This window comes from Microbacterium sp. AC145, from assembly GCF_979258505.1.
This window is the reverse complement of the sequence record NZ_OZ409859.1, coordinates 146948-171026: the sequence shown is the minus strand read 5'-3', so window position 1 is coordinate 171026 and position 24079 is coordinate 146948. Positions and strand designations below refer to the sequence as shown.

Genomic DNA, 24079 nt, shown 5'->3' with positions numbered 1-24079 from the left:
AGAGCAGGATGCGGGGCGAAGCCACCGTGCTGCACGCCGACCTCGACGCGTTCTACGCCTCGGTCGAGCAGCGCGATGCGCCCGAGCTGCGCGGCAGGCCGGTGATCGTGGGCGGTGGAGTCGTGCTCGCGGCGAGCTACGAGGCGAAGGCGCGCGGCGTGCGCACGGCGATGGGCGGACGCCAGGCACTGCAGCTCTGCCCCGACGCCACGGTGGTGCCACCGCGCATGGATGCCTACAGTGCGGCCAGCAGAGACGTGTTCGCGATCTTCCGCGACACGACTCCGCTGGTGGAGGGACTCTCGATCGACGAGGCGTTCCTCGAGGTCGGGGGCCTGCGCCGCCTCGCGGGCACTCCCGAGGCTGTCGCCGCCCGGCTGCGCGAGCGGGTGCGGGCCGAGGTCGGGTTGGCGATCTCTGTGGGGGTGGCCCGCACGAAGTTCCTCGCCAAGGTCGCGAGCGCCGTCAGCAAGCCCGACGGGCTGCTCGTCGTCGATCCTGATCGCGAGGAGCAGTTCCTGCATCCCCTCGCGGTCGAGCGACTCTGGGGCGTGGGCGCGGTCACCGCCGAGAAGCTGCACCGCCTCGGCATCCACACGGTCGGCCAGCTCGCCGAGCTCGAGGCCGCGACCGCCGAGCGCCTGCTGGGGTCGGCGACCGGCGGTCATCTGCACGCGCTCGCCCGGCTGCGGGATCCGCGACCGGTGAACGCCACGCGACGACGCGGATCGATCGGCTCGCAGCGCGCGCTCGGCTCGAGCCCCCGATCGGCGGAAGAGCTCGACCTCATCCTCACGCAGATCGTCGACCGGCTCGCCCGCCGTCTGCGCGACGGCGAGCGCACCTGCCGCACGGTGGTGCTGCGGGTGCGCTTCGGCGACTTCACGAAAGCCACCCGCTCACACACCGTCGGGGTCGCCACGGTGCGCACAGCCACGCTGCTCAGGGTCGCCCGCGCACTGCTGACGGCAGCGCTCCCCGAGATCGAATCGAGAGGCGTGACCCTCATCGGCGTCTCGCTCACCCAGCTCGATCGCGCGGCGCACCTGCAGCCGGAGCTGCCCATCGACTGGGGCGACGGCGAGCGCGTCGACACGGCGCTCGACGCGATCCGCGATCGCTTCGGCGCTCAGTCGCTGGGGCGCGCCACGCAGCTCGGACGCGACCCCGGCTGGTCGACGCCGGTGCTTCCCGAGCACGAGTGAGAGGTCACTCGCCGCGCGGGTCCTCCCCGATGGCTCGCGCCAGGTGCGACAGCGCGTCGGAGATCGACACGACCTCGCGCACGAGATCGACGGATGCCGTTCGCAGCCGCTCCGAGCGATGAGCGCGCACCACCGCGACGTCCCGACGCGCCTCCTCGGTCAACGTGAACCCCGCCCCCCGTCCGTCCGCGGCGGGGGCACGCACGAGCAGGGACTCCCGCTCGAGGGCGTGCAGCGTGGCACTGACGTTGCTGCGCTGCAGGTCGATGCTCCGAGCGATCTGCGTCGCCGTGACCCCGGCAGTCACCGCGACCTCGTGCAGCACGAGGATCTCGCGCGGGGTCAGTCGGCGTCTGCCGGGAAGGTCGAGGCCGCGCGGCTCGATGCGGTTGGCGATCGAGATCACGGCATCGGCGAACCGCTCGAGTTCCGCATCCGGGATTGGCGTCGACGCATCCATTTGTGTATTCTTTCATACGCTTCTGAGGGAGCGCCACCGGCACGAGGGCCGACCGCGCTCGTGTAGCCGCCGTCGCTGCCACCCAGGTCCTCCGGGCAACCGACGGCGCTCCTCGCGAAGCTCTGTGCTCGTCGCGCCTGCATCCGACCGAACCGACGAAAGCACTCTCCTCATGACCTCCACCGCCGCACTCACGGCACCTCCGCGCAAGACTCTGCGCGGGCATCCGATCGCCACCCTCATCGCCGTCTCCTTCGGCCTCTTCATGGTCGGCCTCGACGCCACCGTCGTCTCGATCGCGAACCCCGCGATCGCGGCCTCGCTCGGCACGACGTTCACCCAGCTGCAGTGGATCACGCACGCCTACCTGCTCGGTCTCGCCGTCTGCCTCATCCTCGGCGGCACACTCGGCGACCGGTTCGGCCGCCGCCGCGTCTACATGATCGCGGTCATCGCGTTCGCCCTCACCTCCGTCGCGATCGGCCTGGTCGGCAGCGCGACCGGCGTGATCGTCTTCCGCGCCCTGCAGGGCATCAGCGCGGCGCTGCTCATGCCGCAGACGCTGTCGATCCTGCGGGCGACGTTCCCTCGCGAGAAGTTCGGCATGGCGGTCGGCATCTGGGGTGGCGTCTCGTCGGTGGCGATCGCCGCCGGCCCGATCGTGGGCGGCGCTCTCGTGGCGACCCTCGGCTGGGAGTCGATCTTCTTCATCAACGCCCCCATCGCCGTGATCACGGTGATCTTCACGGCGCTCGTCGTGCGCGAGTCGACCGCGGGCAGCTCGACCGTGCGCTTCGACCTGCCGGGGGTCATCCTGCTGGGGATCGGCCTCGCGGGCGTGGTGCTCGCGATCGTGCAGTCCGAGGACTGGGGCTGGGGCGACCCGCGCACCCTGCTCGTGCTGGGCGGCGCACTGGTGGTGCTCGCCGTGTTCGTGCTGGTCGAGCTGCGCAGCGCCCACCCGCTGCTGCCGATGTCGCTCTTCCGCGAACCGGGCTTCTCGATCGGCGGACTCGCCGTCGGCGCGAACTTCTTCGCGCTGCTCGGCGTGACGTTCTTCCTGAGCCTCTTCCTGATGAACCTCCGCGGCATCGAGGGGGTCGTCGCCGGTGTCATGCTGCTTCCGCTGTCAGCTGTGTCGATCATCGCCTCCCCCATCGGCGCGGTGCTCGTGAGCCGCATCGGCACCCGGGTGACGATGACGATCGGCCTCGCCCTCGTGGCCCTGTCGCTCGTCGCGCTCACCCCGATCGGCGTCGATTCGCCGTACATCGCGATGGCGATCCCGTTCGTCACGCTCGCACTCGGCGTGGGCCTCACCATGACGGCGGGAGCGGATGCCGTCGTCGGCAGCGCGCCCGTGCACCTCGCCGGCGTCGCCGGTGGATTCCAGGCCACGATGCTGCAGCTCGGCGGCGCCCTGGGCACCGCCGTGTTCGCCTCTGTGGTGGGCGCCGGGAGCGCGCGCGGCGCGGCCGACCTCGGCCTGACGCACGCGCAGACCGATGAGCTCGCCCAGGGCATCGTGCCAGCGGGTCTCGGCGGCGAGGCCACTGCGATCGCTCAGGACGCATTCCTGTCGGGTCTCCACTCGGCGATGCTCGTCGGCGCCGGAGTCACAGCGGTCGTCGCGGTTCTCGCGGCCGTACTGCTGCGCAGTGCCCGCCGTCACACCGCGCAGGAGGTCGTCGTCGAGACCGTCGAAGGGTCGGTCGGGTCGCACTGATCATGCTGTGGGGATGCCGCATGGCATCCCCACAGCACCGCTCCGGCGCCCGCGAGCGCGATGGATCGTGACGCGAGCCGCGAACTTCTGCCTCGGAGGGTCTTCTGTTCGCGTCTCTCTTTTGCTACCTTTTGGTCAACCGGTTGATATCTTGGAACTCTCCGAGCCGGTGATCTGCGAAGGAGCAGGACATGAACGCGACGGCGCGTCGACCCAGGGCTCTCGCTTGGCTGCCCCTCACCGTGGCCCTCGTCGCCATCGTCGGAGCGGGTCTCGCGACGACGACCTACGTCTCACTCGAAGATGCGGCCGCCGCCGCCAGCGAAGGGGCGTTCGACCCCGCCGCCTACGCGGACGAGCACTTCGAGAGCGAGGTCGTGCCGCAGATCGAAGACGAGGCCGTCGACCTCGCGACCCTGCTCGACGATCTCGCCGCGGGAGCCGACGAGGGCGAGTTCGGACACGCACCGGGCACCGGCAGCGCCTACAGCTTCCCCGTGACCTTCACCGCGGTCGCCGGCGCACAGCAGGGATCGATCCTGCCCCTCACCGTCGACGGGGTGCCCGCAGACGTCGTGGTGCAGCTCCAGGTCGGTCCCGCGATCAACGGCACGGCGCTGCGCGACGTGACCGGCACCGTGTCGTTCAACGACTTCACGAACCAGCTCGAGTTCCAGAACGTCGCGACCGTGTTCAACGAGAGGGTGCGCGACGGCGTCCTCGCAGATGCCACTCTGCCGGCACAGGGCCAGACCGTCACCGTCACCGGGGCATTCACCCGCGTCAACCCCGCACTCGTCTCGGTGGTTCCCGTCTCGCTCGAGGTCGGCTGATGACCACGCTCACAGAGAGCGTCACGACCGACGGAGTGGTCATGAGCGCCCGGGGCATCTCGAAGGTGTACGGGGCGACCCATGCACTGAAAGGCGTCGACTTCGACATCCGTGCGGGCTCGGTGACGGTGCTGTTCGGAGAGAACGGCGCCGGCAAGTCGACGCTCATGAAGATCCTGTCGGGGGTCGAGACCCCGACCGCCGGCATCCTGACTCTGAACGGCGAGGAGATCGAGCTCGCCGACACGGTCGACGCGTCACGACGTGGGATCGCGATCATCCACCAGGAGCTCAGCCTGGCGCCGAACCTGAGCATCAAGGACAACATCTTCATGGGACGGGAGTACACGCGCGCCGGACTCATCGTCGACGACCGAGCGGAGGCCGCCAAGACCCGTGACCTCATGCGCAGACTCGACGAGGACCTCGACCCGCGCACGCTCGTCGGCGACCTGCGACTCGGTCAGCAGCAGATCGTCGAGATCGCCCGCGCCCTGGCAGGCGACGCACGGGTGCTCATCATGGACGAGCCGACCTCGGCACTCAGCGGCAACGAGGTGGAGGTGCTGTTCTCCCTCATCCGCGAGCTGACCGCCGACGGCGTCGCGATCGTCTACATCTCGCACCACCTCGAAGAGGCGCTCGAGATCGCCGACCACGCCGTCGTCTTCCGCGACGGCGCACTGGTGGCGACCGGAGATCGTGACGGGATCGACCTGAACTGGGTCATCTCACACATGGTCGGCCGCGCCGCCGACGATCTGGCCCCCGATCTGCTCGACGAGTTCGGGCCCGTCGCGCTGTCTCTGCGCGGAGTGACCATCGCCGACCCCTCGAACCAGAGCCGTCTCGCCGTCGACTCATTCGATCTCGACGTCAGAGCGGGCGAGATCGTCTGCCTCTACGGGCTCATGGGCGCCGGTCGCACCGAGCTGCTCGAGGCGCTCGCCGGCCGCTCCCCCATCCAACGGGGAACCGTGCTCGTGCACGGCGACGAGATCGCGCGACAGAGCGTGCGCGAGCGCATCGCGTCGGGACTCGCCCTGGTTCCCGAAGACCGACAGCGCGACGGTCTCGTGCAGACCATGTCGGTCGGCGAGAACATCGCCCTCGCCCACCTGCTCGCCTTCACGCGATTCGGATGGATCCGCCGCCGCCCCGAGAGCTCGGCCGTGGCCGCCGGCATGGCCGACGTGCGGGTCAAGGCCGCCGGTCCCGCCGCCTCGATCACCTCGCTGTCGGGCGGCAATCAGCAGAAGGTCGTGATCGGCAAGGCGCTCATGACGGCGCCCCGCGTGATCCTGCTCGATGAGCCCTCTCGCGGGATCGACGTGGGCGCCAAGGCCGAGATCTTCGCACTCATGGCCCGCGAGGCCCGCCGGGGACTCGCGGTGCTCTTCGCCACCAGCGAGGTCGGCGAGGCCCTCGGAGTGTCGAACCGCATCATCGTCATGTCCAAGGGGCGTGCGGTCGGCGAATTCGATCCCCGCACGACGAGCCGGGAAGACCTCATGGTCGCCTCCGGAGAAGCACACACCGACGACCCCTCAGGGAGCGAGCAATGAGCACCAGCAAGAACGACGACGTCCGGCGCGGTCGGCTGCAGAACCTCGACATCGGCTCCGTGCTGCTCGAAGGCCGCGCGTTCATCGCACTCATCGTCCTCATCATCATCTTCGCGCTGCTCTCGGACTCGTTCCTCAGCGTCGGCAACCTCGTGACGATGACGAAGCACGTGGCGTACAACGCGATCCTCGCGCTCGGGATGCTGTTCGTCATCCTCAAGGGCGGCATCGACCTGTCCGTCGGATCGACCGTCGGCCTCTCCGGCGTCGTCGCGGGCACCATGCTGCAGGGGTGGCAGCTCACGCTGTTCGACATCGTCGTGTACCCGCAGGTCTGGTTCGTCGTCGTGATCGCGCTGGCAGTGGGCACCTTCGTCGGGTTCATCAACGGCATCCTGGTGACCAAGTTCCATGTGGCTCCCTTCATCGCCACCCTCGGCATGCTCTACGTCGCCCGAGGCGCGGCGCTGCTCATCTCGAACGGCACCACGTACCCCCGGCTCGGCGGCAGCGCCGAACTCGGCAACCAGGGCTTCCTGCTGATCGGCGGTGGCCGCATCCTCGGCATCCCCACGGCCATCTGGATCATGGTGGTGTTCGCCATCATCGCGTCGTTCGTGCTGCGCAAGACGCCGTTCGGCCGCTGGGTGTACGCGACCGGCGGCAACGAGCGGGCCGCCGAGCTGTCGGGCGTGCCGGTGCGCAAGGTCAAGCTGCGCGTCTACCTGATCAGCGGCTTCTGCGCCGCGACCACCGGCCTCATCATCTCCTCCGAGCTCACGAGCGCGGCTCCGCAGCTCGGCGAGACCTTCGAACTCAACGCGATCGCCGCGGTCGTCATCGGCGGCGCGGCGCTGACCGGTGGGCGCGGCAACGTGCGCGGCGTGCTCATCGGCGCGTTCGTGATCGGCTTCCTCAGCGACGGGCTCGTGCTCGTCGGAGTCTCGACGTTCTGGCAGATCGCCATCAAGGGCGCCGTGATCATCCTGGCCGTCATGCTCGACCAGGCGCAGCAGCGCATCACCCGCTCGAAGAACGCCTCGCTCGCTGCGGCGAACAGGCAGTCCGCGCCGCCGCAGGCGACGCCCCCACAGTCGACGCCGGTCTCGGCGTGATCCCGCTGCGATGACGCAGCACCCACAGCACGATCGAAGGAGAATCATGCGACGCAGTATCCTCGCCGCAGCAGCGGCATTCACCCTGGTCCTCGGACTCACCGCGTGCAGTTCGGGCGGAGGCGACGCCGGCTCCAGCGGCGACTCGGGGTCGGGATCGGGTGAGGCGGGCGGCACCATCGCCATCATCACGCCCTCCCACGACAACCCGTTCTTCAAGGCCGAGGCCGACGCCGCGCAGGCCGAGGCCGAGAAGCTGGGCTACGACACCTCGGTGTCATCCCACGACGACGACCCGAACAAGCAGAGCGAGCTCATCGACGCCGCGATCAGCAACGGCGCGAAGGCCATCGTGCTCGACAACGCCGGAGCTGACGCGTCGATCGGCCCGATCCAGAAGGCGAAGGATGCCGGCATCCCCGTCTTCCTCATCGACCGCGAGATCAACGAGACCGGTGTCGCCGCCGCGCAGATCGTCGCGAACAACGCACAGGGCGCCGCGGCAGTGGCCGAGGAATGGGTGGCAGCGCTCCCCGACGGCGGCAAGTACATCGAGCTGACGGGCAAGGAGTCCGACACGAACGCGGGCGTGCGCTCGGAGGCATTCGCGAGCGTCATCTCGCAGTACCCGAACCTCGTCTCGGTGGCGCAGGAGACGGCCAACTGGAGCCAGGACGAGGCGTTCACGAAGATCGAGACGCTGTTGCAGCGCGACCCCGAGATCCAGGGCATCATCGCCGGCAACGACACGATGGCCCTAGGCGCGGTCGCGGCGGTGGAAGCGGCGGGACTCAGCGACAAGATCGTGATCGCCGGATTCGACGGCAGCCCCGACGCGGTCGAGGCCATCAAGGCCGGCTCGCTGCTCGCCACCGGACTGCAGCCCGCCGTGCTGATCTCACAGCTCGCCGTGCAGCAGGCAGACAGCTTCATCCGCACGGGCGAGACCGGAGCCGACGAGAAGCAGTCGATCGACTGCGTCGTGATCGACGCCGACAACGCCGACAGCTACACGCTGTTCTCGCTGGACTGACCGGCGATCCGATCCACCGCGTCCTCGACCTCGGCTATGCCTCTGGGCTCGTCGTCGAGGGCGCGGTGGATCGACACGCCCTCGATCATCGCGTCGAGCAGCCTCGCCGTCTCCGGATCGAAGTGCCGTTCGAGGGCCGCGCGGCTGCGTCTCATCCAGGCCGTCGTCAACGCCCGGTACGAGGGCTCGCGGGCAGCGAGCGTATAGAGCTCATGCGACAGCACGAGCTCGTCCCTGCCGCGCGCCACGTCTTCGAGGATGATCGCGACGACCGCAGCTCGGGCTGATGCCGGATCGGATGCCGCGGCCATACGCGATTCGAACCGCGAGCTCACCGTCGTGGCGAATCTCGTGAAGGCCTCGTGCAGCAGCTCGTCGATCCCCGCGAAGTGATAGGTCATCGACCCGAGCGGCACTCCGGCGGCTGCGGCGATGCGACGATGCGACGCCCCGGCCACACCCGACTCGGCGATCACGTCGAGGCACGCGGTGATGATGCGCTCGCGTCGCTCCGGGTCGTTCCGGCGACCGCTACGGGATCCGGTCGCGGGGTCGTCCGTCTGGTCGGTCATGGGTCGAGGATAGCAAATATGCGTACACCCGTACTCATATTTGCACAGCCACTGCCGATGACAGAATGGACGGATGTCCCCGAACCCCCAGCGGCGACTGCTCGCCTCGATGCGCAGGATCCTGCACACCGACCCCTCCTCCGTCGCCCACACCGAGGCCATGCCCGTGATCGACGAGCGCACCGTGCCCCGCGTGCTCGACCTCGCGACGCGCATCGGCGAGGCGATGTTCGCGGTCGGCGCCTCGGCGCACGAGGTGACGCTCGCGATCATCCGGGTGTGCGACGCCTACGGCATGCGCGGCGTGCAGGTCGATGTGACCTACAACTCGATCACGGTCTCGTTCCACCTGAGCGGCGAAGTGTGGCCCGAGACGCTCGTGCGGGTCGTGCGGGTCGCAGCCCCCGACCACGACAAGCTGCAGCGCGTGCAGGCCCTCGTCGCCGACATCGCCGATGGCCTCGACCTCGAGTCGGCCCGCACCGCGTTCCGCGTGATCCGGCGGGTGCCGTTCCGCTATCAGCAGCCGGTGGTCGTCGTGGCGCGCGCGCTGCTCGCGGTCGGCGTCAGCATCATGCTCGGCGCGTCGCCGATCGTCGTCGGCCTCACCTTCATCGCCGCGCTCGGGGCCGCGGTCACCCAGGCGGGTCTCGCGCGCATCCGCGTCCCGCTGTTCTTCAGCCAGATCGCGGGAGGACTCGTCACCACCGTCGTCGCGGTCGCGGTGTCGGCGCTCGGATCGGCAGGGGTGGAGCCGTTCGTCGGCATCCGTCCCTCGATCATCGTCGCGTCGGGAATCGTGCTCATGCTGGCCGGGCTCACGGTGGTGGGCGCCGCGCAGGACGCGATCGACGGCTTCGCGCTGACCGCCGGCGGGCGCATCCTCGACCTCACGATGCAGACGCTCGGGGTCGTGATCGGCATCTTGGTGGGTCTGCAGCTGGGCAGCGTGCTCGGGTTCACGATGGATCTGCCCGACGACCCGGCACCCTTCGGCCCGCTGCTGAACCAGTTCACCGGCGCCGTCATCGTCGCGATCGCGGTCGCCGTGTTCAACGGCGCGGGAATCCGCATCATCCTCGTCAGCGCACTGCTCAGCGCGATCACGATCGCCGGCTACTCGGGCATGATCGCGCTGCAGCTGCACCCGGCGGCGGCGAGTGCGATCGGGGCGCTGCTCGCGAGCTTCGTCGGTGTGCTGATCGCACACAACCTGCACGTTCCGTCGGTGGCCGTCACGACCGCCGCGATCGTGCCGCTGGTGCCCGGAGTCGCGGTCTTCCAGGGTCTGCTCGAGATGGTGCACGCGGCCGGCACCGCGACGGGTGTTCTCGGCATCGGCGGTTCGCTCGTCGACGCCGCGGTGATCGGGATCGCTCTGGCCTCGGGCGCGTCCCTCGGCCTGTATCTCGGAACCCCGGTGCGCGCCACGCTCAACGGCGTCACGAAGACGCGCGCCCGTGCGCGTCGCTGACCTGGTTTTTCCGAGACACCGGCCGCTCCGCTCGCGTACCATCGAGGCAGAAAGCTGACACAGCACCGCTCCCGGGACGACCCGGGCGCCTCTCTCATCGGGGACGGCCCCGCCTCGAAGGAGCTGCAGATGTCACACACCGCTCACACTCGATTGGTCGGCGCCACCGACATCGGACGCATCGTGCTCGGGTGGGGCGCCTTCGGCGTCCTGCTTCTCATCCACCCCGTGATCGCCGCACCGGCGCCCGCGCCGGTGCTCATCATCGCGCTCGCCGTGATCATCGCCGTGATCGTCGCGTGCGCCTTCGGAGTCGTGAAGCAGGCCGAAGCGCTGGCCCACAAGCTCGGCGACCCTTACGGCTCGCTCGTGCTGACGCTCTCGATCGTGCTGATCGAGGTCATCCTGATCTCGGCGGTCATGCTCGGGCCCGGCGAGCACGCGACGATCGCCCGCGACTCTGTCATGGCGGTCGCGATGATCATCCTCAACCTGGTGATCGGCCTCTGCCTGCTGCTCGGCGGCCTGCGCCGCGGCGCCATGGCCCACAACCGCACCGGCACCTCGGCGTATCTCGCGATGCTCGTCGTGCTGAGCGCGCTGGCCTTCGCGCTGCCCGCGCTGATCGGCGAGTCAGGGTCGTACACCGTCGGGCAGGCGATCCCGATCATCGTCCTGACCCTCGCGCTGTACGCGTTCTTCCTCTTCCGGCAGATGGGCGCCCAGGCATCGGACTTCACCGAGGTCGACGACCGGCTGCGCTCGGACGCGGGCTCGCCGGATGCACCGGATGCATCGGGTGGGATCGTGGCGGTGCTCAGGGAGAACCGCCGTGAGGTCGTCATCCGGCTCGTGCTGCTCGTCGTCACCGTGGTGCCGATCGTGCTGCTCTCGCATGACATGGCCGCGCTGCTCGACGACGGACTCGGCCGACTGGGGGCGCCGCCCGCCCTCGCCGGCGTGCTCATCGCGATGATCGTCTTCCTGCCCGAATCGATCACATCGGTGCGTGCCGCTCTCGGCGGCGAGGCGCAGCGGGTGAACAACCTCTGCCACGGCGCACTCGTCTCGACGGTCGGGCTGACGATCCCCGCTGTGCTCATCATCGGGATGCTGACCGGGCAGACCGTGATCCTCGCCGAGTCGCCCGCGAATCTGCTCATGCTCGGGGTCACTCTGCTGCTGTCGGTGACGACTTTCGGTGCCAAGCGGGTCACCGCGATGCACGGCGCGGCTCACCTCGTGACCTTCGCGGCGTACGTGCTGATCCTGTTCAGCTGAGTCCTGCGGCCGACCTGCCCACCCTCCCCCTCGGGAGAGGGTCTCCTACCCGTTCGGGTGGGTGCGCGGATGCGTCAGCCGCGCACGACGGCCGCGAGTTCGGCGCGCGAGGTCGCACCGGATTTGCGCAGCAGATTCGAGACGTGGAACTTGACGGTGTTCTCGCTCACGCCCAGGGTCTCGGCGATCTCGCGGTTGCGGCGTCCCGACGCGACGAGCCGCAGCACGTCGCGCTCGCGGGGGCTCGCGTCGATCGCATCCGGCAGTTCGTCGGGTTCCGCCGGCGGATCGAGGGGCAGTCGGATGCTGACCTCGGACCCCCACCCGGGTGTCGATGCGACCGACAGATCACCCGTCAGCGATGACACCTGCTCGGCGATCGGGCGCAGGACATCATCGTGCGTCGCGAGGTCACCGCTGCCGTCGTCTCGGATGGCGATGAGGAGGTTGAGCCCGTCGCAGTCCCACTGGATGCGCACGCGCCGAGTCTCACCCCGGTCGACGATCGCGAGCACAGTGCTGCGCACGATCGAGCGCGCCGAGTGGGCGATGACCCCCGGCAGCGCGCGACCGTTCGACGGCGGCTCGACGAACTGCACGTCGAGCTCGCTGAACCTGACGAGCGGACGCAGATCGCTCTGCAGTCGCTCGAACGCACCGATGACCGGTTCGAGGCCCGAGCCCAGCTCGTCGTTGACCGTGCGCAGTCCGACCAGCGCTCCGGCGGCCACGTCGACGGCGATGGTCCGGGCCGCCCGGTCATCGAGGCGGGGCGAGCGGAGGGTCGCGAGCAACGACTCGAGCGTCAGGGCGTACCTGTCCCGCTGCTCCGCGAGGTCGCGGGCGTGCTCTGCCGCGAGGCGACGCGAGGAGGGGGCCGGGCTTGCTGTCTCCGAGGTCATGATCACCTACTCTAATCCGACCTACTCTTTCGGGTAGCCGATTCCATTCGGATGCAGGAGCGCACGCCGCGCGGACCGCGACGAGAGTGGAACCATGACGACATCCGCCACGATCTCCACCGGCGCTTCGATCTCCCTCATCGCGAACGAGGTGCTCCGAGCCGCAGAGCGCACCGGCGTCGCATCCGCCCGCCGTCTCGACGATCTCGCAGACCTCATCGGTGCCGCGCCGCGCGTGTTCGTGATCGGCGCAGGGCGCTCGGGCATCGCCCTGCAGATGACCGCCATGCGGCTCATGCACCTGGGGCTCGAGGTGCACCTGGTCGGCGAGGTGACGACGCCGGCGATCGCGTCGGGCGACGTGCTGATCACCGCGAGCGGCTCGGGCACCACCGAGTCGATCGTCCGTGCGGCGCAGAGCGCGGCATCGGTGGGAGCCCGCGTCGGCGTCATCACCACGGCCGAGGACTCCCCGCTCGCTGCCCTCGCCGACGTATGCGTCATCGTGCCGGCTGCACAGAAGCTCGACCGCACGGCGAGCGCATCCGCCCAGTACGCCGGCGGATTGTTCGAGCAGGTGGTCGTCGTCATCGGCGACGGACTCTTCCACTCGCTGTGGCAGCGGCAGGGCTCGTCGGCCGACGAGCTGTGGGTGCGCCACTCGAACCTCGAGTGAGTGCGCGGCCCTCATTCTTCTCCCTCTTCTCCCTCTGTCGATCCTGATCGACGCCCTCAACAGAACGGAAACACCATGAAGCTGCAGTTCGCCATCGACACCCTCAGCACCGAGAAGGCCCTGGAGTTGGCCGCGGCCGCCGCGCCGCACGTCGACATCCTCGAGCTCGGCACGCCGCTCATCAAGAGCGAGGGCCTCTCGGCCATCACCGCTCTCAAGAACGCCCACCCCGACAAGGTGATCTTCGCCGACCTCAAGACCATGGATGCCGGAGAGCTCGAGGCCGACATCGCGTTCGGCGCCGGCGCCGACCTCGTCACCGTGCTCGGCGCCGCTGACGACAGCACCATCGCGGGCGCTGTGAAGGCGGCCACGAAGCACGGCAAGGGCATCGTCGTCGACCTGATCGGCGTGGCCGACAAGCCCGCTCGCGCACAGCAGGTCATCGGCCTCGGAGCCGAGTTCGTCGAGATGCACGCCGGACTCGACGAGCAGGCGCAGGAGGGGTACTCCCTCGACAGCCTGCTCACCGACGGCGCCTCGGCCGGAGTGCCGTTCTCGGTCGCCGGCGGCGTGAACGCGTCGAGCATCGCAGCAGTGCAGTCGGCGGGCGCGACCATCGCCGTCGCCGGCAGCGCGATCTACTCCGCGCCGAACGTCGGAGAAGCCGCCGCAGCACTGCGCGCCGCGATCGTCTGACAGCGTCGCTGAGCATTCGAACCGCGGATGGGAGCTTCGGCTCCTGTCCGCGGTTTCTGTTCTGCGGGGCGGGCGGGAAGCTGCATCGCGTGCCAGATCTTCCTGACCCCGTGGACGCCGTAGTCATCTGCATGCCGAGGACTGATGACGGGGCTCAGCTCCGCGTCTCTCAGTCGCCTGTCGCACGCGAGTTCGGATCCGTACGGCCCGGTATCCGCGGAAGGTGAGGCCCCCTCTGTCGCACCGAGGGCGCGACAGACGAGCACGACCCCGAACTGGTCCGCGATACATGTCGATGTAAGCGATCATCTCGGCGCGAGCCGGTCGAGCTCCGCAGCGAAAAACTCCGACGCCGTCGGGCGTTTTTCGGAATCCTGGAACGCTGGTGTGGTGTTCCGGAATATGCGTCCGGCTTCGGCGCGCACTCGTCTAGCCTGACGCGAGAGCCTCACCGCAGGCTACTAACATCCACGATCCGGGGGGACCGCATGGTGCAGAGAAGCATCGAAAAGACATCCAGGTTCAAGAAGGTCGCTGTCAGCGCCGCTGCAATTCTCGTGGCAGCTGCTGCCACTCTGTCGAGCGCTGCATCCGCGAGTGCCTCGCTCAGCGAATGCAGCTCCGGGAGTACGTGCGTATGGTCTGGCGCCAATTACGCGACTGACTGGGGAACGGTCGGCGGATTCATCAACTTCACGTGGTGCATCGACGATCTCGGAGATCGTTGGAGTATCAACAACAAGACAACTTCGATTTTCAACAAGGGAAGAACGGAAACCTCCTATCTTTACGATGGCGTGAACAAGACCGGCTCGCGTATCACCATCCTTCGCGGCACAGGCAAGACGGATCTGAATTCCGTCGGATTCAACGACAGGGCGTCGTCGGGATACTTCGATTCCGGCTTGACAAAGGTAGGAACCGCCACGTGCAACTGACTCCACTCAGATGCCGCCACCACGGCATCGGTTCGGTGGCGGCATTTGCCTGCGTACTAGGACTGATGACGGGCTGTACGGCGTCTGAGCCGAAGCAGATCCTCGTGCAGAATCAATCGATGTGGGTGATGCCCCTGGACGAGTTCAAAATGTTCAACCCGTCGCTCAGTAATTATGCTGAGCAGCTGTTGATCGCAAAGTGTCTTGAAGGTCAGGGCTACGAGTGGCCAGTACCGTGGCAAGATGCCGATTTTGCTCAGCCTGAGACGGTCAATGACGCGGCTCTCAAGATATTCAACATCGACATTGCGCGCCGCTATGGCTACCAAGATGCTCCGCCACCGAACCCTGACGACGTCCTCGCTTGGACGGAATTCACTGCATGGACAAACGCCTATAACCCGGACGATCAGTTTCAAGCCCGTTTTGATGCCTGCGGGGAAGATGCGCGCAGCGATAAGACAGTGGCAGGTGCGGACGGCTTGAACTACATTGCGAGTCTCGAGATGCAGGCGCGCGATGAAATTTCATCGGTTGATGCCGTCCGCGATGCAGCCCAAAAGTGGGAGTCTTGCCTCTCGGAGTTCGTCACGTTCGATTTGCCGAAGGATCCGTGGGGCGAGATGCCGACTCTCGAGATGGCGCAGGAGTACGGAACTTATGGCTCCAGCCTGACCGAGGTGGCTTCGTCGGAAGAGCTAACCGTTGCGCAGGCCGACGCTCAATGCCGCGATTCCAGCGGTTACACTGACGCCCGGTACCAAGCTGAATGGTCGGCTCAAGAAGCTCTTGTGACGAATCATCGTGACAAGCTCGACCGAATTCGAAACGAAGCGGTCGCTCATACCGATAGATTGAAAACCTTGATCGCGGAGAATGCACCATCGAAATGAACGGTGCTGAGCCTGCCATCGTCGACATCGAGCAAGTGATCGCCCCGCTTCCCCGCAGAAGAGCGAGAAGGACGATGATGCTTTTCCTCATCCTCCTTCTGGCTCTTCTGGCACTGGGAGCGGGGTGGGCACTTGCAACGATCTTTCAATCATCAGCCCAACGTGATGCTGCGACTGCTCCGCCGACATCTGAGCCCATTCTGGCGACGGTTTCCACAGGGATTCTCGTTCAGCAGACAGTATTCTCCGGGAGCGTGGTAGCCGAGAATGAGGAATCCCTGAGCTTGGCGGTTCCGAGCGGAGCCTTGCGCTCCGTGATCACGGGACGCCCGGTGACTCAGAGTACGGCCGTGAACACCGGTCAGGTTTTGACTGAAGTCAACGGACGGCCCATTTTCGTTGTTCAGTCCGCGTTTCCGTTCTACCGTGATGTAGGGCTCGGCGACCAGGGTCCCGACGTCGTTGCCATTCAGGAGACACTGAAGCATCTGGGGTACTCGCTCGACGCCGACGGCGAGTTTGGCATGCAGACAGAGACTGCTGTTCGGGACTGGTACTCCAGGAATGGTTACTCTCCAGCCACACAGGACGTCGAAGACGAGAGCAGCTCGAGTACGTCGAACTCCGAACTCAGACAAGAGGGTCAACAGCCGGGCGACGGGTCCGCCGCGACCCGTGCGATGAGCGCGGCCTTCGTTCCCTACTCTGAGATCGTCGGCGTCAAGATTCTTCCCTCTGCTTCTCTGAGTGCGTTGCCGGTGGGCGCTGCGGTAGGGGCGGACGGTGAGACTGACATCGTTCTCGGGTCGACGACAACCATAGTGACCCTTGAGGCCGCACCCGCAGATCTGACACACCTTGCTCAAGGAACCGAGGTGTCCATCGAAATAGATGGTCAGGTATCGAAGGGGAGCGTGTCGAGCATCGCGCTGATCGAATCAAGCCCGCAAGAAGAATCAGCGGGCGATCGGGCAGAGAACGATGTGCCCCAAAGCAAGTCGATAGTCACGGTGATCCCCTCAGACCCGATTCAGGCGGCGAACGCAAAGGTGCGAGTCGTTTCTTCGCATATCATCGTGGACCAGGAAGCACTTCTCGTACCCACAATCGCGGTGATCGACCGAGGCGATACGAATCAGGTAGTCATCGTCAGGCGATCGGGCGGGGAATTCACTGAGGTCGAGGTAACCGTCCTCGGCGCTCTCGACGGCAAAGCGGCGATTGTGCCGGTATCTCCATCGTCAGTTCAGGATGGCGATCAGGTTCGGGTGGGTTCATGACGCTAATCGAACTACGAAGTGTCTCGCGAATCTACACGCCGTCGCGCGGTCCTGAGGTCCAGGCACTACGCAATGTTTCACTGACGATCAACGAAGGCGAGTTCGTCGCCGTCGTCGGCCCTTCCGGTGGCGGCAAAACCACTTTGCTGAATCTTCTTGGGCTTCTCGATGATCCTTCATCTGGTGAATATCTCATCGCCGGAAAAAGACCGGGTCGGATCAACCGCGGTGCAGCGGCGAGGTTAAGGTCCCGACACATCGCGTTCATCTTTCAAGCGTTTCATCTGTTGGAGCAGCGCCCCGCGATCGACAGCGTCGGATTGAATCTTCTGTACCGTGGAGTCGCACTCCGTCCGCGACGAGAAGAATCGATTCGAGCTCTCGCGGCGGTGGGCTTGGACGACGCTGCCTGGCAGAATACGTCCACCCTCTCAGGTGGGCAGCGTCAGAGGATCGCGATCGCGCGCGCGATGGCAGGTGACGCTCAGCTTGTCCTCGCGGACGAGCCGACAGGCAACCTCGATTCAGTCAACACTGAACTTGTTCTAGACGAGCTCGAGCGAGTGAATCGCGCCGGTGCCGCGGTCGTCATCGTGACCCACTCCCCTGAAGTCGCGGCTCGCGCGGACCGGATCATCCGCATTTCGGACGGCGAGGTAGTTTCTGACACTGAGTCTCCGGATCGAAAACAGACCTTCGCGAGCGGGCCGAGGGGTGAAGCTGTCGAGCCGCAACACGATGCCAAAGCCTTCATTCGCAGCACAGACATGATGACTGATGCCTGGGCCTCGATCTCGTCGCGGAAGAACCAGACATTCGCACAGTGTGTGGCAGTGGTGATCGCTGTTGCGCTTTCCATCACTACGCTCGGGCTGTCAGCTTCCGCTCACGCCCAAGTTTCTGACACATTCGATGCTCACCTCAACCGCGAAGTGACCGCCAGGTGGGATACACAGTTGCCGTACTCCACATCGCTCGCCGAGGCGCCCGCGACGGCCAGAGCCGTGGCAGGGGTGGATGCCGCTGCGGTCGTAGTCGACCTGGCTGCGACTGCGGTGTCGACGACCGCAGCGACCTCGCAGGTGCAACCCCACGTCGTGGTAGGCGACCTTAAAGAGGCAGTGAGGGTAGAGATTGACGACGCGCGATGGCACCACGGTCCTCTCCTGCCTGGGGAGGCATACATCGGCGATCTGCTCGCCAGGGACCTCGAACTCGGCGACATCGCGTTGGCTCCCACCATCCAAGTGGCTGGTGAACGATATGTGGTCGCCGGTCTCATCACTGAATCCGCACGGCTCCCACTATTGAGGGGCGAAATACTGCTTGGCGCGGACGCTTCGAGCTTAGACACCATGGCACCGGAGGCATCATTGCTTGTGACAACGATGGCGGGCGCTGCTCCTCAGGTTGCGTCGCAGCTTGCTCGCGCAATCAACCCGTTCGCCCCGGATGAGAATATCGATCGTTGCGCCCTCGGATGACAGGCAATTGAGGGTTCAGATTGAAGCTGGCGTGCAGACGACGCTCGTTGCCTTCACGCTTCTTGCGATACTCGTTGCCATCGCAGCCCTGATCAACACGACTCTCATGGCTGTCAGCGCACGCAGAGGCGAAATCGGCCTGCGAAAAGCGTTGGGTGCGAAGGAGCGCGATATCGGGATACTGATCACGGTTGAAGCCGTGTACGTCGGCATCCTGGGTGGAGTCGGTGGCCTCTTCATCGGCGTGATGGCCATTCTGGCGGTTACGATCAGCCAGCGGTGGGCGCCGGTCTTCGATCTCATGTTGATGCCGCTTGCTGTCGTGCTCGGCGTTGTTGTCTCGAGCGTTGGCGGTGCCTTCGCATCGATCCGCGCAGCCAGGCTGCGTCCCGCGGAGAACCTCAGGGCGTCTTGAGCTCGGCCATCCGTCAGGCCATTCGCGCGGCCGGGCGGCTCACGCGTGCTTCACTCGCTGATCAGCTATCCCGCCCTCGCGGCGCTCCTCACATCCGCGCGTAGCGCGCGCGAGCGAAGCAGAACAGACCGTAGAGCACGAGACCGGCCCCCACGACCCACAGGATCACGACACCGAAGGGAAGTCCGGCGAGAGCGCGCAGAGCGGAATCCAGGCCACCCGCGGTCTCAGGGTCATGCGTGAGGGCGGCCACGACGAAGAGCACCCCTGCCACCCCAATGGCGATGCCCTTCGCGATGTAGCCCGCGACGCCGAACGCCTCGATGCCGCGCCGAGCCGTGCCGCTGGGCGGCGTGAGCTGCTTCATGAACGCCTTGGTGGCACCCCGCACGATGAACGCGATTCCGACCGCTGCGACTCCGAGACCGACCACGACGAGAAGTGCGACTCCGGCGGGTGCCGACAGCAGCTGAGCACTGAACGACTGAGACGACTCCGACGACTGCGACTGACCGCCCAGCGCGTAGACCAGCGCCGTGCCACCGATCGCGAGATAGGCGGCGGCGGTGCCGAGGAACTTGGCCCGGTGCGCCCACTTCTTCTTCGGGTCGGGGTCGCGCTCGACGACGGCCTCGGCGATCTGCCAGATGGCGAGTGCGAGCAGCCCCACCACGATCAGCCACAGCAGGAAGACCCCGGCAGGGCTCTGCTGGATCTGCTGCATGGCACCGCCCTGGTCGGCGTTCTCGCCGCTCCCGCCGGTCGCGATCGAGATCGCGATGCCACCGATGAGGATGTGCAGGATGCCGAGCACCACATAGCCGACGCGGGCGAGGATGCGGAATGTCTTCGAGTCCTGGGCCGCTCGGGCCGTCGACGACGCCGACGCAGGGGTGTTCATCATGTCGCGCTTCTTTCGATCGGTGATTCCCGGGAGGAATCCTCATGAGATGGTTCTGCGGTGACCCGCGCGGCCCGGCGCGCACGCCAGAGCGCTACGCACGCCCACACGATCGTGGCGACAGCGATGCCCTCGAGCATCCCCGCGACCACATCACTCAGCCAGTGGGCGTGCAGATAGGTGCGACTCCACATCATCGTGAGCACCCACACCGCCCCCAGCACCCACACGTACCAGCGCCGGAAGACGAGGGCCAGAGTCACGACGACGGTGGTCGCGACCGCCGTGTGCCCGGACGGGAAGGACGTGGCCACACTCTCGGCGAGCGAGTCCTCCGGTCGTGTGCGGCCGATCACAGCCGCCATCGTGGCACCGATCGCGACGACAGCGACCATCGCGATCGCCAGCGTCACGGCAGCCCACCTGCGCCCGCGCCAGAGCAACCAGGCGATCAGCAGTGCTCCGATCACGATCATTCCCACCGTGCCGCCGACGACGGCGGGCACCCACGCCACGGCAAGCCAGACGTCACTGGTCAGAGAGCCCATGGCTTCGTTCCACCAATGGTCGACCGGCAGGGGCTCATGCCCTCCCATCGCCACGATCGCGCGGAGCGTGACGAAGGCGAGAGTCGCCGCGGCACCCCAGACCAGGGCCGTGGTGCCACGTGCGACGCCTCCTGCCATGGATCAGGCGAGAGGATCGCTGTTGCGCATGCTGCGGCGCGTGACCCGCTCACCCGTGGCCGGGTCGACAGCGGTGCGATCCACCGTCTCGGTGCGACGACTGCGCATCACGAGCACGAGGCTGATCAGGAAGACCACAGCACCGGCGATCATCAGGATGTAGCCGATCAGATCGAGGTCGACGTAACCGCCCGTGTCGATGTTGAGCGCGAAGACGAGGATCGCTCCGATGACGACGAGCGCGATTCCGGTTCCGATTCCCATAGTGTCCACTCCTCCCCGACGCCGCGTCTGCGGCCTCGCGACGACAACAATATGGTCAATGAGCACTGAGTCAATAGTCATGGACACAGCGTTCCTCGCGTGGTATGGATGAAGACGATGACCGAACTCGAACGCCGCGCCGCGATCTTCGCCGCACTCGCGGATCAGACGCGCCTGCGCATCGTCGACCTGCTCACGCTCGGCGATCTGTCATCATCCGAGATCGGAACGACCCTCGACCTGCGGTCCAATCTCATCGCCCATCACCTCGGTGTCCTGGAATCCGCGCAGATCATCACCCGCACCCGATCGGAATTCGACCGTCGGCGCAGTTACATCGGGTTGCGTCCGGAGATCTTCGACACCCTGGCGCCGCCGAGCGTCGATCCCCCGAACCGCGTGCTCTTCGTCTGCACGGCGAACTCCGCCCGCTCGCAACTGGCCGAGACGATCTGGCGCGACCTGAGCGCGATCGAGGTCGCCTCCGCCGGCACCCGGCCCGCAGCGTCCGTGAATCCCCAGGCCACGGCAGCCGCCGCCCGCCACGGACTCGCGATCGACCAGAGGCGCCCACCCCGCCACGTCGACGACGTCCGCACCGACGGCGACCTCGTCATCACGGTCTGCGACGACGCGCACGAGCAGCTGCGCACGCGCGACGACCTGCACTGGTCGGTGCGCGACCCCGCCCGCATCGGCACGCCCGCCGCCTTCGACGCCGCGTTCGACGCGCTGCGCCTGCGCATCCGTGCGCTGTCGTCACGACTCATCGCCGCGTGAACAGGGTCTGAACCCCGCCGGACGGGGAGACTTCACTTGTACAGTGATGGCGTGGCCCCCGACACTGAGCATCGAGCGACCCGGCGCCCCGTCATCATCAGCATCGTCGTGATCCTGATCGTGCTGAGCGGGCTGTCGAACACCCTGCTGGGTCTCGCAGTGCTGCTCAGCAGATATCAGGTGCCCGACAGAGACGTGCTGGCCGTCTCACTCATCGGCGCCGCCATCATCCTGTTCGGACTCCTCACGATCGCCGTGGCCGCGGCGATCGGTCGCGGCAGCCGTCTCGCCCGCCTGCTCCTGACCGTCTACCTCGCCGTTCAGCTCGCACTGCACGTCGTGACCGCACTGACCACCGCCTGGGACTGGGCCGTGCTCATCCAGTCACTTGTCGAGCTGTGCGTTCTCGTGGCTGTCTGGGCTCCGCCGCGCACCCGCATGTTCTTCGCCGCTTGACCCTCGGGCGAGAATCCGTCGGTGCACGATGCGCACGACCTCGATCGCAAGGATCGTGACGATCGTGATCCCCGCGATCAGGTAAGCCGCCTCCTCGCCCGGATCGACCAGCTGGAAGAACTCGCCGGCGAGCGGAACCGTGAACAGCACCGACAGGGCGATGAACATGCCCCCGACCACGAGCACCTTGAAGCGGTTGAGGGGGCGCGCCAGCACCGCGAGCACCCAGATGCCGACGACCGCGAGGATGATCGTCGACCCCGTGCGTAACTGCGGCTCGGTGATCCCGAGACTCATCGCACCGCGCGTGTAGACCGTCAGCGCGATGGCGATCAGCAGACCTGCGGGAATCGCGAACGTCAGTGATCGGCGGAGGAACCCCGGCACGTATCGACTCGTGTTGGGCATCAGCGCGAGGAAGAACGCGGGGATGCCGATGGTGAGCCCGTCGGTGATCGACAGCTGCCGGGGCAGGAACGGGAACTCGAGCACCATGACCCCGAACAGCACCGCGAGGGTGGTCGCATAGACCGTCTTGGTGAGGAACAGCATCGAGACGCGCTCGATGTTCGCGATCACCTGCCGGCCCTCCGCGACGACATCCGGAAGGTGTGAGAACTGCCCATCGAGCAGCACGAGCCGGGCGACGGCCTTGGTCGCCGGCGACCCCGAGTTCATCGCGATGCCGATGTCGGCGGTCTTGATGGCCAGGGCGTCGTTGACGCCGTCGCCGGTCATCGCGACCGTGTGACCCTGCGCCTGCAGTGCGACGACCATGCGCTTCTTCTGCTCGGGCGTGACGCGACCGAAGACGGTGTGCGATTCGAGCACGGCACCGAGCGCGGCGTCATCTTCAGGCAGCTGCCGCGCGTCGTAGCCCTCCCCCGCATCCAGGCCGACCTGCCGCGCGATCGCCGCGACGGTGCGCGGGTTGTCACCGGAGATCACGCGTACGCCCACGCCCTGAGCACGGAAGTACGACAGCGTCTGCGCGGCATCCGGGCGCACCTTCTCACTGAAGGTGATCACGGCGACCGGCACGAGTCCGGTCGGCAGCGACTCCGCCGTCTGCGCGGCCGTCGAGTACGGCTCGGGGCTGAGCGCGAGCACCAGCGTGCGCAGCCCCTCGGCCGCGAGGCGTGTGACGGCCTCGCCCACCTCGGTGCCGGCATCCGTCGCGGCATCCCCCAGCACCATCTCAGGTGCACCGAGCACCCAGGTCTCGTCACCGGTGTCGGCGAACGAGAGCGCGCTCCACTTGCGCGCCGACGAGAAGGAGATGTACACCGAGGCGTCTCTGGGGCCCGACGCGGGATACGGCACGCGCAGGCATCGGGCGGTCGCGTTCGCATCCGGCGCATCGCCGAACCACGCCAGCGCGCTCTGCCACTCGCCCGTGGCCGAGTCGAGCAGAAGCAGGTCGCGGTAGGCGAGCTCGCCCTCGGTGAGGGTGCCCGTCTTGTCGAGGCAGATCACATCCACTCGCGCGAGCCCCTCGACGGCGGGGAGCTCGTTGACGAGCACCTGCCGAGAGGCGAGCCGTGCTGCGCCGACAGCGAAGGCGATCGACGTCATCAGCACGAGGCCGAGCGGGATCATCGCGGTCAGCGCCGAGATCGTGTTCACGACCGCCTGGGGCCAGGTGCCGGTCTGCCACGCGGTCACCCATCCTCCCGCGACCATCATCTGCGCGTTGAGCACGAGCAGTCCGATCGGCCCGATGCCCCAGCTGACCCACTTCAGCACGCGGTCGATCGAGGTGCGCAGCTCCGATGCCACGAGAGAGAAGCGCTTCGCCTCCGCCGCGAATCGGTTCGCGTACGAATCCGCTCCCACCCGCACCGCGCGAGCAAGCCCCTCCCCGCCCACGACGATCGATCCGGAGAGCGCCTCGTCGCCGTCCTGCTTGTCGACGGCATCCGACTCGCCCGTGAGCATGGACTCGTCGATCTGCAGCGCCCGGTGCTCGAGCACCATGGCGTCCGCGGTGACCTGGTCTCCGGCTCGCAGCACCAGGATGTCGCCCAGCACGACCTCACCCGGTGCGATCTCGACGTCCTGCGACTCCCTGCGCACCCGCGCCCGCGGGGCGTTCAGGAGCGCGAGTCGATCGAGCGCTGCCTTGGCGCGGAACTCCTGCCAGCATCCGATGATCGCGTTGCCGAAGGCGGCGAGGCCGAACAGCGCATCCTGCCAGCGTCCGAGCAGCAGGAGCACGAGGAAGCACGCCCCGACGATGCCGTTGAAGAGCGTGAAGACGTTCGCGCGCACGATGTTCCACGCGCTCCGACTCGAATCACCCGCGAACGCATTCGTCTGCCCGGATGCCGTCAGCTCGGCGACGCGCGCCGCCGTGAGCCCGACCCGGGTGTCCACACCGGCGTCTGCGCGATCACCGACCACGGCGGGTGGGGATTCGCCCATTCGCTGCTCTCCTCGCT

24 protein-coding genes are annotated in these 24079 nt (G+C 67.0%); 17 read left to right on the top strand and 7 right to left on the bottom strand.

The window, feature by feature from the left end:
• The first annotated feature begins 8 nt into the window (after positions 1-8).
• Positions 9-1205, top strand: coding sequence for a DNA polymerase IV (dinB, locus tag ACZZZN_RS00810; RefSeq protein ID WP_463503369.1), 1197 nt, complete (start codon positions 9-11; stop codon positions 1203-1205).
• 4 nt (positions 1206-1209) lie between these two features.
• On the opposite strand, the gene ACZZZN_RS00805 is transcribed toward dinB, so the two are convergent.
• Positions 1210-1665, bottom strand: a complete 456-nt coding sequence (locus tag ACZZZN_RS00805; protein WP_463503368.1) for a MarR family transcriptional regulator — start codon at positions 1663-1665, stop codon at positions 1210-1212.
• 172 nt (positions 1666-1837) lie between these two features.
• On the opposite strand from ACZZZN_RS00805, the gene ACZZZN_RS00800 reads away from it, so the two are divergent.
• From ACZZZN_RS00800 to ACZZZN_RS00780, 5 genes are all read left to right on the top strand, one after another.
• Positions 1838-3391 carry an MFS transporter gene (locus ACZZZN_RS00800; RefSeq protein ID WP_463503367.1) on the top strand — a complete coding sequence of 518 codons (1554 nt, stop codon included), beginning with the start codon at positions 1838-1840 and terminating at the stop codon, positions 3389-3391.
• A gap of 191 nt (positions 3392-3582) precedes the next feature.
• Positions 3583-4224, top strand: coding sequence for a DUF2291 family protein (locus ACZZZN_RS00795; RefSeq protein ID WP_463503366.1), 642 nt, complete (start codon positions 3583-3585; stop codon positions 4222-4224).
• On the top strand, positions 4224-5789 hold the full coding sequence (locus ACZZZN_RS00790) for a sugar ABC transporter ATP-binding protein (protein WP_463503365.1): 1566 nt from the start codon (positions 4224-4226) through the stop codon (positions 5787-5789). Before ACZZZN_RS00795 ends, ACZZZN_RS00790 begins: the two co-directional genes overlap by 1 nt.
• Complete coding sequence (locus tag ACZZZN_RS00785; protein ID WP_463503364.1) at positions 5786-6904, top strand: ABC transporter permease; 1119 nt, start codon at positions 5786-5788, stop codon at positions 6902-6904. Before ACZZZN_RS00790 ends, ACZZZN_RS00785 begins: the two co-directional genes overlap by 4 nt.
• A gap of 46 nt (positions 6905-6950) precedes the next feature.
• A complete protein-coding gene (locus tag ACZZZN_RS00780) occupies positions 6951-7937 on the top strand; it encodes a substrate-binding domain-containing protein (protein ID WP_463503363.1) in 987 nt (328 codons plus the stop codon).
• On the opposite strand, the gene ACZZZN_RS00775 is transcribed toward ACZZZN_RS00780, so the two are convergent.
• Positions 7913-8509 carry a TetR/AcrR family transcriptional regulator gene (locus tag ACZZZN_RS00775; protein ID WP_463503362.1) on the bottom strand — a complete coding sequence of 199 codons (597 nt, stop codon included), beginning with the start codon at positions 8507-8509 and terminating at the stop codon, positions 7913-7915. The two genes, ACZZZN_RS00780 and ACZZZN_RS00775, sit on opposite strands and share 25 nt — an antisense overlap.
• 73 nt (positions 8510-8582) lie before the next feature.
• On the opposite strand from ACZZZN_RS00775, the gene ACZZZN_RS00770 reads away from it, so the two are divergent.
• Together ACZZZN_RS00770 and ACZZZN_RS00765 are read left to right on the top strand one after the other, a co-directional pair.
• The gene (locus tag ACZZZN_RS00770) at positions 8583-9983 is read left to right on the top strand and encodes a threonine/serine exporter family protein (RefSeq protein ID WP_463503361.1); all 1401 of its coding nucleotides are present in this window, start codon (positions 8583-8585) and stop codon (positions 9981-9983) included.
• A gap of 129 nt (positions 9984-10112) precedes the next feature.
• Positions 10113-11264: a calcium:cation antiporter gene (locus ACZZZN_RS00765; RefSeq protein WP_463503360.1), complete on the top strand. Its 1152-nt coding sequence runs from the start codon at positions 10113-10115 to the stop codon at positions 11262-11264.
• Between the two features lie 74 nt (positions 11265-11338).
• Here ACZZZN_RS00765 and ACZZZN_RS00760 read toward each other — a convergent pair whose 3' ends face one another.
• The gene (locus ACZZZN_RS00760; protein WP_463503359.1) at positions 11339-12166 is read right to left on the bottom strand and encodes a LuxR C-terminal-related transcriptional regulator; all 828 of its coding nucleotides are present in this window, start codon (positions 12164-12166) and stop codon (positions 11339-11341) included.
• A 94-nt stretch (positions 12167-12260) separates the two neighbouring features.
• On the opposite strand from ACZZZN_RS00760, the gene hxlB reads away from it, so the two are divergent.
• From hxlB to ACZZZN_RS00725, 7 genes are all read left to right on the top strand, one after another.
• Positions 12261-12842, top strand: coding sequence for a 6-phospho-3-hexuloisomerase (hxlB, locus tag ACZZZN_RS00755; protein ID WP_463503358.1), 582 nt, complete (start codon positions 12261-12263; stop codon positions 12840-12842).
• Between the two features lie 75 nt (positions 12843-12917).
• Positions 12918-13541, top strand: a complete 624-nt coding sequence (gene hxlA / locus ACZZZN_RS00750) for a 3-hexulose-6-phosphate synthase (RefSeq protein ID WP_463503357.1) — start codon at positions 12918-12920, stop codon at positions 13539-13541.
• A gap of 488 nt (positions 13542-14029) precedes the next feature.
• Positions 14030-14479, top strand: a complete 450-nt coding sequence (locus ACZZZN_RS00745) for a peptidase inhibitor family I36 protein (protein ID WP_463503356.1) — start codon at positions 14030-14032, stop codon at positions 14477-14479.
• A complete protein-coding gene (locus ACZZZN_RS00740; RefSeq protein ID WP_463503355.1) occupies positions 14470-15372 on the top strand; it encodes a hypothetical protein in 903 nt (300 codons plus the stop codon). Before ACZZZN_RS00745 ends, ACZZZN_RS00740 begins: the two co-directional genes overlap by 10 nt.
• Positions 15369-16652, top strand: coding sequence for a peptidoglycan-binding protein (locus ACZZZN_RS00735; RefSeq protein WP_463503354.1), 1284 nt, complete (start codon positions 15369-15371; stop codon positions 16650-16652). Before ACZZZN_RS00740 ends, ACZZZN_RS00735 begins: the two co-directional genes overlap by 4 nt.
• On the top strand, positions 16649-18136 hold the full coding sequence (locus tag ACZZZN_RS00730) for an ABC transporter ATP-binding protein (protein ID WP_463503353.1): 1488 nt from the start codon (positions 16649-16651) through the stop codon (positions 18134-18136). The genes ACZZZN_RS00735 and ACZZZN_RS00730 overlap by 4 nt, the downstream gene beginning before the upstream one ends.
• 31 nt (positions 18137-18167) lie before the next feature.
• On the top strand, positions 18168-18551 hold the full coding sequence (locus ACZZZN_RS00725) for an ABC transporter permease (protein WP_463503352.1): 384 nt from the start codon (positions 18168-18170) through the stop codon (positions 18549-18551).
• Between the two features lie 88 nt (positions 18552-18639).
• On the opposite strand, the gene ACZZZN_RS00720 is transcribed toward ACZZZN_RS00725, so the two are convergent.
• The 3 genes from ACZZZN_RS00720 to ACZZZN_RS00710 are packed head-to-tail and all read right to left on the bottom strand — an operon-like array spanning position 18640 to position 20402.
• Complete coding sequence (locus ACZZZN_RS00720; protein WP_463506520.1) at positions 18640-19452, bottom strand: DUF1206 domain-containing protein; 813 nt, start codon at positions 19450-19452, stop codon at positions 18640-18642.
• Entirely contained in the window at positions 19452-20138 is a 687-nt protein-coding gene (locus ACZZZN_RS00715) for a phosphatase PAP2 family protein (protein ID WP_463503351.1), read from the bottom strand. Before ACZZZN_RS00715 ends, ACZZZN_RS00720 begins: the two co-directional genes overlap by 1 nt.
• A gap of 3 nt (positions 20139-20141) precedes the next feature.
• Positions 20142-20402, bottom strand: coding sequence for a DUF6458 family protein (locus tag ACZZZN_RS00710; protein ID WP_463503350.1), 261 nt, complete (start codon positions 20400-20402; stop codon positions 20142-20144).
• Between the two features lie 117 nt (positions 20403-20519).
• On the opposite strand from ACZZZN_RS00710, the gene ACZZZN_RS00705 reads away from it, so the two are divergent.
• Positions 20520-21182: an arsenate reductase/protein-tyrosine-phosphatase family protein gene (locus ACZZZN_RS00705; protein WP_463503349.1), complete on the top strand. Its 663-nt coding sequence runs from the start codon at positions 20520-20522 to the stop codon at positions 21180-21182.
• Between the two features lie 51 nt (positions 21183-21233).
• Entirely contained in the window at positions 21234-21638 is a 405-nt protein-coding gene (locus ACZZZN_RS00700; protein WP_463503348.1) for a hypothetical protein, read from the top strand.
• Here the strand turns inward: ACZZZN_RS00700 and ACZZZN_RS00695 are convergent.
• On the bottom strand, positions 21567-24062 hold the full coding sequence (locus ACZZZN_RS00695) for an HAD-IC family P-type ATPase (protein WP_463503347.1): 2496 nt from the start codon (positions 24060-24062) through the stop codon (positions 21567-21569). The two genes, ACZZZN_RS00700 and ACZZZN_RS00695, sit on opposite strands and share 72 nt — an antisense overlap.
• Positions 24063-24079: the final 17 nt, after the last annotated feature.